General features: G+C 24.7%; 7 protein-coding genes. 2 read left to right on the forward strand and 5 right to left on the reverse strand.

Annotated elements, in window-relative coordinates; genetic code table 11:
• Window positions 1-671: 671 nt before the first annotated feature.
• The 3 genes from MBFIL_RS00010 to comB form a co-directional block, all read right to left on the reverse strand.
• Complete coding sequence (locus MBFIL_RS00010; protein ID WP_066970099.1) at window positions 672-1,085, reverse strand: nucleotidyltransferase substrate binding protein; 414 nt, start codon at window positions 1,083-1,085, stop codon at window positions 672-674.
• 371 nt (window positions 1,086-1,456) lie between these two features.
• Entirely contained in the window at window positions 1,457-2,032 is a 576-nt protein-coding gene (locus tag MBFIL_RS00015; protein ID WP_066970102.1) for a plasmid pRiA4b ORF-3 family protein, read from the reverse strand.
• A gap of 129 nt (window positions 2,033-2,161) precedes the next feature.
• Window positions 2,162-2,908 (reverse strand): 2-phosphosulfolactate phosphatase, encoded by a 747-nt coding sequence (gene comB, locus MBFIL_RS00020; protein ID WP_245637431.1) that lies wholly within the window; start codon window positions 2,906-2,908, stop codon window positions 2,162-2,164.
• A gap of 292 nt (window positions 2,909-3,200) precedes the next feature.
• Between comB and MBFIL_RS00025 the strand changes: the two genes are divergently transcribed.
• The gene (locus MBFIL_RS00025) at window positions 3,201-4,085 is read left to right on the forward strand and encodes an Rpn family recombination-promoting nuclease/putative transposase (protein ID WP_084266233.1); all 885 of its coding nucleotides are present in this window, start codon (window positions 3,201-3,203) and stop codon (window positions 4,083-4,085) included.
• A gap of 376 nt (window positions 4,086-4,461) precedes the next feature.
• On the opposite strand, the gene MBFIL_RS00030 is transcribed toward MBFIL_RS00025, so the two are convergent.
• Complete coding sequence (locus tag MBFIL_RS00030; RefSeq protein ID WP_066970105.1) at window positions 4,462-5,238, reverse strand: sugar phosphate isomerase/epimerase family protein; 777 nt, start codon at window positions 5,236-5,238, stop codon at window positions 4,462-4,464.
• A 566-nt stretch (window positions 5,239-5,804) separates the two neighbouring features.
• On the opposite strand from MBFIL_RS00030, the gene MBFIL_RS00035 reads away from it, so the two are divergent.
• Complete coding sequence (locus tag MBFIL_RS00035) at window positions 5,805-7,559, forward strand: glycosyltransferase (RefSeq protein WP_066970106.1); 1,755 nt, start codon at window positions 5,805-5,807, stop codon at window positions 7,557-7,559.
• A gap of 214 nt (window positions 7,560-7,773) precedes the next feature.
• Here the strand turns inward: MBFIL_RS00035 and MBFIL_RS00040 are convergent, their stop codons facing one another.
• Entirely contained in the window at window positions 7,774-9,213 is a 1,440-nt protein-coding gene (locus MBFIL_RS00040; RefSeq protein WP_066970108.1) for an ATP-binding protein, read from the reverse strand.
• Between the last annotated feature and the right edge of the window lie 262 nt (window positions 9,214-9,475).

A 9,475-nucleotide genomic window follows, 5' to 3' on the forward strand; every position in this document is an offset into this window, starting at 1 on the left:
AAAACACATTAAAAAAGTTTAAAACTAAAACACAAAAAATAGACCAAAAAACTAAAACAAAAACTAAAAAACATCTAAAACCATATCCAACAATCATAAACCTTTATTTTAATTATGGATAATCTCCTAATAACTACTTAATCTCTCTTAAATTCCTTAAATTTAGTTTTAAATTTTTTAGAAATTTTCATTGATATAAAAATATGTTTGGTATAATAATAAAATTTATAATTTGGTTACTGCATAGACTTATACTATCTTTTTAAAATCTCTTATTTTTCATCTTTAGTTGGATTAAACCAATATATTTAAATATTAATTCTTTATTTTACTATTTAACTTATTTTCAAATTATATATTACTATTTATTTAAAATTATTACTGAATTCTATAGGTTAATATTATTTTTTAAAATCAAAATTATTATTATTATTATCTATTAGAAAAGTAGTATTAATATCTTATTTTTAAAATCACTTAATATCAACAAACTTACATTTAACCTCATGACTAGCACAAGTTAAACATAATAAAGTTAGATGTTCGTTATCTAAATATTTTTCAGAGCATACACATTAGTCTGGTCTAAACCATATTTTAAAATTTTATCTAATTTATTTTCATCTTTAGAATATTTAATTTTGATAATAATTATTTTATCAGGTAATGGCTCATATTAACTCTTCCAAACTTGAAATAAGCTCTAGTGCATAAGATGAAAACTCCATTGCAATTTCTATCATTCCTTCTGCTATATTTTCATCATAAGTAGGAGTAATTCTGTTGTTTGCTTCATGAAACTTCCACCATTTTTTAAAGTCTGTTATTAATTGATGTTCTTTAGCTATTTTATATAATTCCTTTATTGAAATTCCAAGTACAACATCAGGGCTTATATTAATCTCAAGCCACCTTTTCATAAATTTCCAAGACATTTTATAAGCAATTTCAAAATCTTGAATAATTTGTGAACGAATAGTTTTTAAAGTATGATTTTCTGAAGAACATTTTGTGTAAGCATCAATATCATCATTTAGTACATTTATTGCATTTTTTAATTCACTAGTATCCAATTTTTCAGGCATAATATCATACCATTTGTTTTAAATAATTCAAATTAATTTATTTTTGATAGTTAATACTTTCTAAAAACTACATAATAAATTTTTCTTATCTATTTGTGGTATATGGGTGTATATGGCTTGTGTCACAATTCAGCTCTTGAAATTTGGAATAAGAATAAAAAGATAAATTTAAGATTTAAAAAATAGCTAATAAAAAAATAAACTAAATTGCACATATAAAAAGAAATTTAAAAAAATAAAAAAATAATATTTTTTATTTAATTTTTAATATTAGAACTTAATGAAAATTAATGGAAAAAAGATTATTATGGAATTAATACATTAGAAATTTATTAAGTTTGAATTTCTACCTTAAAAAGCTTTAACAAATCTTAATTATCTAAATAATGTTTTAATAGCTGGTTAATAAACTCTATATCCAATGCTTTATTTTTTATATCTTTAAGTTCCTCAATGGTAAGATCTAAGTATTCAATTTCTTCTAAAAATTCTTCAGATGGGTTTGGCAAAGTAGCTTTGTATAATAACTCTTCATATCCCCACATTCCACCAATATCTTCGGGAGGACACATTCCTTTTCCTGAAGAACAAATAGGGTATTCAACACCTTTTTTAGGTTCTATATATTTATTAAACACAATTTCATGTATCCATCCATCTCCAAAATCATATTCATAAATAAATTTTTTATTTGACTTTATTATTTCTTTTAAAGTAGTTGAGGAAGATGATAATGCGTTTAGCATCTCTAGATCTGCTCTATCATCACTATAAAATTTATCTTTCACACGAAAACCATAAAGGTGACAATTTTGCCATCCCATTACTATTTGAATTATTTCATGAAAATCAGATAGTGGTATATCAGGGTTCAAATGAATTCTCCTCCAAATAGGAAAAGGAGCATCTTTTAATTTAATTCTAATTACAGCAATTTCATTATTCATAAGAAATTCTCCATTTAATTGAATAGGTTTTTAATAATTCTCAGGTAACCTGTATGGTTTATTTAGTATTTAATAGCTATTTATACATTCCTTTCAATGAACTATATAATATTTGAATTAATAATTAATTCAAATAAACCTTTTTAAAACTTTATCTTCATAAATAGCTACATTATCACTTATATTTCTATTAATTGAAAATAAAACATCTTCTTCTAGTCCTTTAGCATGTAATCTTTTAGATGATCCTGAATTTAAAAGATATTTTTTAACTAACTCTTCATTTCTACTTGCTAAAATCGCAGTTTGAGCATACTCACTAATTTCTATTTCATCATCACAGTTACATACATTCTCAAATAAATAATCTTTACTTTTAGATAATTTAGCTATTTGGTATAATATTTCTCCTGCACCTATATAATCTTCAATTGAAAATTCACCTTTAAAGCCTGCCATAACCACATCAATATGTTTATCTGCAAGCTTCAAACTGGCTTTTGCAACAGCTTCAGCATTTACTAATGTACCAACAAGTACTGTGGACTTCATGTTTTCAATGATTCTTGTTCCATTAGTAGTAGTTAATACTAATTTATCTTTATTTCCATTATAATTTTTAATAGCTATTGGAGAATTTCCTAAATCAAATCCATCTACTTTAATACCACTTCGCTCTCCAGCTAAAACAGCATTTTCATTTTTAGCTATTTCAATCGCCTGTTCTGGTGTAAATGCAGGTATAATTTCTTTAAAGCTATCTAAAGCCATTGTAATACTAGTACTTGCTCTAAAAGTATCCACCATTATTGAAATATCTTTTGATATTGTTTTTTCTAAACTTAAACTTATTTTAATAGATATTCCTCCATACATATCATTATTTATATAATATTTATACAATATTCAATATCTTTTTTCATAAGTTATTTTAAAAAGCTATTTTTCATTATCATATTAATATTGTTATTATCTTGTTATTTTTTATTATCGTATTAATATTGCTCTAATTAATATTTAAACTTTAAATAATGTACAATATAATAGATTATTGTAACTATATTTATTATTAATTAATAAAAAGTTATTACTTAATTATGGTAGTTATTGTCTTTTAGCTATGTGTTAATTAATTTTCATAAAAATATATTAATTAGGAGGAATATAAATTACAGATGTAAAAAATAAGAGGTTAAATCCCTTAAATGATTATCTTTTTAAAAAGATATTTGGAGAAATAGAACGAGAAGAAAATTTAAAATACCTTTTAAATCTAATTTTAGGTAGAACAGGAAAAAATGAGATTATAGAAGTTGAAATAGTTGAATCTACAATTAGTGGAAAACTTCACAAAAATAAGAAATCCATCTTAGATATAAGGGCAAAAACTAAAACAGAAATATTCAATATCGAAGTGCAACTACAAAAAACAGCGATGGGCGATAGAAGTATATTCTACTCATCACAAATCATGTCTTCATCAAGTAAATCAGGAAAAGACTATATAGAAATGCCTAAAGTCATAATGATAAATATCTTAGGATTTGAAAACAAAGAAAGCCAAAAATTCATAAGAAGATACCTGTACTTAGAAGAAGACGAACTACTAATATTCACTGATAAACTAGAAACTTATGAAATTGACATGCCTAAATTTAGAAAATTAGAAAACAAAGATATTAAAAATCCAACCCACCGACTACTCATGTATTTGGATATTGAAACCCCCGAAAACATTATAAAGGAGTTGATTAATATGGATAAGGCATTAGCCAATGCACAAGCAATTGAAGAACATGTCACACAAACCCCTGAAGAATATAGAAAATACCAACAAATAGAAATGTACAAACACGACCAAGCCACACTCAAGAGAATAGCAAAAGAAGAAGGAAGAGAAGAAGGAATAAAGGAAGGAGAACAAATTGGTATAGAAAAAGGTAGAAATGAAGAAAAGTTAACAATAGCTATTAATTTAAAAAAGCAAGGTTTAGCACCTGAAAATATAAGTAAAGCTACAGGAATTTCAATAACTGAGATTAAAGATTTATAAGAATTTATTATAATGTGATGGGAAACAAATGCCTGTATTCTTTAATAAACATAATATTCTTTAAAAATTTCTTAGTTGAAGCAAGTTAAGTGATGTTTTTATTAACATGAAACAAACGTTTCAAACTTTTAGAAAAAGTTTGATCAAAAGCTATTTCAAGAAATAAGCAATTTAAATTAACTTTTACTAACATTAAAATTGTTATTTGTTATATAACTTATCATTTCTAAATCAAATGTTTGATAATATTCTTATTTAATGAATTAGAAGAATCAAGTTGGACTATCCTCTATTAATATTCTATTTCGTCCAATTTTCTTATTTAACCATAAATTAAATGCTATAAATTCATAAATTCTTTCCATATTTGGTGTTTTCAACTTTGTAATTGTTTATTAATGAATTCTTTACTTTTTAAGACATTATCATAGCTATTTAACTCAATTATTCCATATTTAACTTGTTTTAAGAATTCAGAACTGAAATCAGCATTTCCTTCACCAAGTGAAAGATGCTGGTCTTTAATAGCTGAATTGTCATTTAAATGGAAGTATAGTATATTTGAAACTTTTAAAAAGTCATGAGGATTTTTATATGTATTAACGTGTCCCCAATCAATTGTTGCAGATGATCCAACATTTGCAACGATTTTTTCATGTTCTTGTGGACAGCTAGCTAGATATGAAAATCTTTTAGGCATATTTTCAATAGATAAATTCACTCCTACTTTTTCTGCATAATCTTGGCAATGCTTTAAAGTATCTATTGTATATTCAATAGCAATATCTCTAATTCGTTTTTCTCTTCTATGGACAATACCTGGATGTGTTGTTACTGCTTTAGCATTTATAAGATGTGCAAATTCAAGGGTTTCTTTTATTTGCTTTTCACTTTCTTGCCTAATACCTATGTTCATGCTTGCAGGGTTTAAATCTATAGTTGGGCTATGGATGAATATTTCTATATTATTTAACTCTATAAATTCATTTATTTCTTTTAAATTTAGTTCTTCTAGGTGTTCAAGAATATATCTTGGTAAATATGGTCCTTCACACAATATTTCGATTATTTCAAACTTATCTTTAATAGCTATTTCTAAAATATCCTTCAATGGCTTCATAAAAAGAGCAAGTGATGAGAATCCTAATTTCATCTTTTCCTTCTCCATTATTTTGTTTATAATTTGTTATTAAATTAATTATTAATTAATAACTAATTAATTAATAATTAATTAATAATTAATTAATATCAATGTCTTATATTTCATTATACTATTTTATCAATGTCCTTTATTAGTAAAAGATATGGATGTATAATTAATTAAAAACGTATATAGTTTTAATAAAAACTTAAATTAAAAATTAATAGCTAATTTATCCTTTATATTAATTTTAAGGAATTTAATTCTTTTAAATCTGATTTAAATCAATTTTATTCATTTAAATTAAATAATCATACTAAATATTTATATATAACTTAAATTATAACTAATATAATATAAAAATTGTTTTATAATTTGTTTTATAATTATAGAAACATTTTTCATGCATGAACTGTTTATTTCATGAAACAGCTTTTAATCAAACTTTTTTTTAGAAAAAAAGTTTGTTTTATAATATTTTAATTTACAATTGTAATCTTATTAATTATACTGTTATTAATTATAATAATTATTAATTATAATTTTTTAATTGTAATATTATTTAATGGAGGTGCAAAATGTCCTGGCTAATGGTTTTATTAGTTTTATTTCTTTCAATGGCTTCAAATAAGAAAACAAATATTAAAAAAGAGTCTGTATCCATAATAATTCCGGCATATAATGAAGAAGAAAATGTGGCTAAAGTTATTGGAGTTGTAAGTGTAATAGACTATGTAGATGAGGTTATTGTAGTTGATGATGGATCAAGAGATAAAACATCAGAAGAAGCTAAACTTGCTGGAGCAACAGTTTTTGCCCATACTTCAAATCAGGGTAAAGGTTCAGCTATTAAAACAGGATTTAAACACTCTAATGGAGATATAATAGTATTTATCGATGCAGATATTCATAATCTAACTAAAGATAAAGTTGATTCTATTGTAATGCCTATTTTAGAAGGTAAAAGTGATATAACTAAAACAAAGTTCGCAAGAGAAAGTGGACGGGTTACTGAACTAACAGCTAAACCATTACTTAGATTTTTTTTCCCAGAAATCACATTTGACCAACCGTTAAGCGGACAATTTGCAGGAAAACGATCTGTACTTAATAAAATGAGATTTGAAAGAGATTATGGTGTAGATGTCGGAATAGTCCTTGATGCAGATGCTCATGGTATAAATATAACTGAGGTGGACATTGGAGAGATAAAACATGATTTATCACCTTTATCTAACCTACATGAAATGGCAAACGAGGTTGTAAGAACAATAGTGGATCGTGCATTGGAATATGGTAGGGTCACAATGATTGATACCTTAGGAAATTATATTAGATCAGCTATTTTAGGATTATCTCTTATAATTTTAGGGCTTTTCACCATATTTTTTGTACAGGGAATTCCACTTGAAATTGGAGCTATATTATCAATTATTGGATTTATAGTTTCATTATATTACTTATTCCGACTTATTAGAAGTAGTATTTATATATATAATAAAAAAGGAAATAAGAGAAATCTTTTGAAATCTTTTGTAAAGATGCATTTTCCTGTAATTGTTTCTGGAGTGGTTTTAATCATAATGATATCTACTTTTCTAAGTGCAGCAAGCATTACTGATGGTGAAATCTCAATAGAACCAACTTCAAGACATCTTATAATATTTCCAAGTGCTGATGACCAGCAGACAATGTATGTAAGAGGTCCTTACACAGTGGATAGTGCACTTGAAAACGAATTAAACATAATAAGAATGCCGGAGGATGCAAGAAGAACATTAGAACTAGAATATGGTGATATCATTTTAATAAGGGGAGAATCATACACTATTAATGAAACAAGGTTAGGAGAAAATAATATAATAAGGATGCCTTCAAATGTAAGAGAATATTTAGATATTGCAGTTAGGGATGTTATATCTGATGGAAAGATTAGAAGTTTATTTGAAAAAACTGAAGTTTCAAGACTCATAACAAATTCAACATTTAATAATACATCTGATTCTTCTATTGATTCTAATTTAACGAATAACACACCATTACTGACAGAAAATTTCATAATTAATTCAAAAGCATCAAATGGAAGCATTTTTGAAGTATATATTAATAATCAGCTATTTACAAAGGGTTATGGGGTATTTGACAACAATAAATCTTACACAATTTTCATCAATGGAGTTTATGGAGACTCAATAACACCCTCTTTACAATCAAATGATTATTTATTGTATTATGGAGATCATATAATAAAAATAAAATTAACAAATAAAACATCAACTATTAAACAATTTAAAGAAAGTAATTTTGGAGAATTTTTATCATTTAATATTTAGTTAAATTTTAATTTCCTGAATTTAAAATATTGTTTCCTAGTTCCTGTCTAAAAGATTTTTTCTTAAAGTACTAAGATCTTCTGTAATCTCGATTTTACATTAATATTATCCATTAAAACAATCGCATTTACTTTTTTTTAATGTTAACAGTATTTTCATCAAATAATAATATATAACGCTTAATATAACCTTTATTTTGTTTTTTATGGAAAATTTAGATAAAGCTAAAGCTCATTAATGGAATATGGATTATATTATCTATATGAGTTATTTGTTCATATCTATTTGAAACTAAGATTCCATATTTAGAATCATATTTATTCATATCTTTTATTATTTGGCTTTTAGTTTTTTTACCTATTCCTACTTCTATTGGTATAACATCATCAAATTTGGTTCTAATAATAAAATTTGAACTACCTTTATTTGGAGGATAAAATAAACCCATGTATTTAAAATCCACTTTTGTCATTTTATACAATGCACTTGCCACCAAATTTTCTGCTAAAATACCTAAACATTCTTCACTATCTAAATCATATCTTCCAATTTCAAAATTTATAGCTGCTTTTAATGAAGGGGATAAAAAATAATAATTCCATGATTTTTTAAGAATTTTACCTCCTCCTCCATATGGCTTTATATTAAAAATTAACTGTGTTTTTTCTAATACATCTAAAATTTCTCTAACAGTTGTTGGTGAAATAGATAGATAATTAGCTATTTTTTGATGAGATGTTGTACCTGGTTTTTGAAGTGCAATATAAAGTATTATTCTTCGAATAACATCTATGGTTGATGTGTTAAATGATTTAACTGGAAAAATATCTTTTTCTACAATATTGCTGATAATTGTGTTAATCTGTAAGTAAGCTTCTTCTTCATCTAAATTTAAAGTAGATGGAAAACCGTATGATTTTAAAAACTTTTCGAATTCAATTTTTGAGTCGTTGTTTAAACAGGTTAATTTTTCATGAACTATTTCCTCACAATCAATAGCTCTATTGATGAACTTATTATTTCCAAAATAAATCATGTTTTTCAATTCTTTTGTGAAATCACAATTAAAAGAAATCTCATGTTTTAATAGTAAGTAATCTTTAAAGTTATTTGGAAATATTTGTTCTTTAAACATTCTTCTTGCAACTTCAGTGTTGATTTCTAAGTTAATGTTAGAAGAACCTGTAAATAGGAAAAAAATATTTGGATTAATATCATATATTATTTTTCCAGATATTGCCCATTTTTTATCAAAATGGCATTCATCTACGAAAACAAAAATCTTTTTATCTAAATTTATTTTGTCTATTTTATGTGTCTTTTCTAAAAAAATATCAATTGTATGTAATAAATCTGTTTGAAAATAACTTGTTAAACCATCCATTGTTAGATATAAAACATTTTTTTGACTTACATTTTTCGTGTTTATTAAGTAATCCATTAACTGATAGACTATTGTAGATTTTCCAATACCTCTAAGACCTGGAAGCACAATAAATCTTTTTTCTAAGACACCTTCAAGATAGTCATCTAAATATTTCTTTACTTTAAAATATTCGTCTCTATGATTAAAATCTTTTATTTTAACTATTTGCTTGTTAATTTCCCTTTTTTTAGATTTAATATAGCTATTTAGTTCTTCATCAAAAACCATTTAAACGCTTCCAATTTTTATAATTTATATATTACTTAAATTTATGTTTATCCTTATATAAATGATTATACATTTTTATGTATAAAACAATTAAGCTATTATACATTTTTAGATATAATAAAAATATTAAAAAGCCACAGCTGTTAAGTTAAGGATTTTTCATGTTAGATATGTAGTGTGTAATGTTGTGATGTTTTTTGTTTATATTCTTATTTTTCTTTTAGCATGTTTTTTATTCTTGATATTGTTAGTCTTGTGTGTC

The organism is Methanobrevibacter filiformis (assembly GCF_001639265.1).
Lineage (GTDB): Archaea > Methanobacteriota > Methanobacteria > Methanobacteriales > Methanobacteriaceae > Methanacia > Methanacia filiformis.

Bases quoted from the DNA above. Each gene is read 5' to 3' on its own strand.
- MBFIL_RS00010 (WP_066970099.1), bottom strand. From the start codon at position 1,085: ATGCCTGAAAAATTGGATACTAGTGAATTAAAAAATGCAATAAATGTA.
- MBFIL_RS00015 (WP_066970102.1), bottom strand. From the start codon at position 2,032: ATGAATAATGAAATTGCTGTAATTAGAATTAAATTAAAAGATGCTCCT.
- comB (WP_245637431.1), bottom strand. From the start codon at position 2,908: ATGTATGGAGGAATATCTATTAAAATAAGTTTAAGTTTAGAAAAAACA.
- MBFIL_RS00030 (WP_066970105.1), bottom strand. From the start codon at position 5,238: ATGAAATTAGGATTCTCATCACTTGCTCTTTTTATGAAGCCATTGAAG.
- MBFIL_RS00035 (WP_066970106.1), top strand. From the start codon at position 5,805: ATGTCCTGGCTAATGGTTTTATTAGTTTTATTTCTTTCAATGGCTTCA.
- MBFIL_RS00040 (WP_066970108.1), bottom strand. From the start codon at position 9,213: ATGGTTTTTGATGAAGAACTAAATAGCTATATTAAATCTAAAAAAAGG.